This is a genomic window from Streptomyces sp. LaBMicrA B280 (assembly GCF_049222185.1).
Classification (GTDB): Bacteria; Actinomycetota; Actinomycetes; order Streptomycetales; family Streptomycetaceae; genus Streptomyces; species Streptomyces murinus.
In genome coordinates this window covers 1-792 of sequence record NZ_JBMJCT010000063.1, presented here as the reverse complement: position 1 = coordinate 792, position 792 = coordinate 1, and the positions used below count along the sequence as shown (strand labels likewise).

The 792-nt window shown below is 50.9% G+C and carries 1 rRNA gene; it reads right to left on the bottom strand.

Annotated elements, in window-relative coordinates:
• Window positions 1-750 (bottom strand): 23S ribosomal RNA (locus ACLF5H_RS34460); the annotation flags it as partial.
• Window positions 751-792: the final 42 nt, after the last annotated feature.

The following is a 792-nucleotide window of genomic DNA, read 5'->3' as shown; positions in this document are numbered from 1 at the left end:
AGGGCATCGTTTCTACCCTGAGGGCGAGGTATGGGTGAGACGCTTGAGCGCCATCCATTTTCAGGGCTAGTACATTCGGCAGGTGAGTTGTTACACAGTCCTTAGCGGATTCCGACTTCCATGGCCACCGTCCTGCTGTCAAGATGTACTAACACCTTTTGTGGTGTCTGATGAGCGTCTACTCTGGCACCTTAACCTCGCGTTCGGTTCATCCCGCATCGCCAGTTCTGCTTACCAAAAATGGCCCACTAGTGTTGATACATTCAAATGCCCACGTTCAACTAAGTAACAAGGGCTTCTTACATATTTAAAGTTTGAGAATGGATGAAGGCTAAATAGCGCCCCCGAGTCCCTAATCATTCGCTTTACCTCATAAAACTGAAGTCAACACTGCTATCCTGAGGGAAACTTCGGCGGAAACCAGCTACTAGAAGGTTCGATTAGTCTTTCGCCCCCATGCCCATATTTGACGATCGATTTGCACGTCAGAACCGCTGCGAGCCTCCACCAGAGTTTCCTCTGGCTTCACCCTATACAGGCATAGTTCACCTTCTTTCGGGTCCGGCCCCGTATGCTCTTACTCAAATCCATCCGAGAACATCAGGATCGGTCGATGATGCGCCGAAGCTCTCACCTGCGTTCACTTTCATTACGCGTAGGGGTTTAACACCCGAACACTCGCATACGAAGACGACTCCTTGGTCCGTGTTTCAAGACGGGTCGCTGATGACCATTACGCCAGCATCCTTGCAGAGCGCGAACCTCAGTCTGTCCCAGGGTATTACACAACGG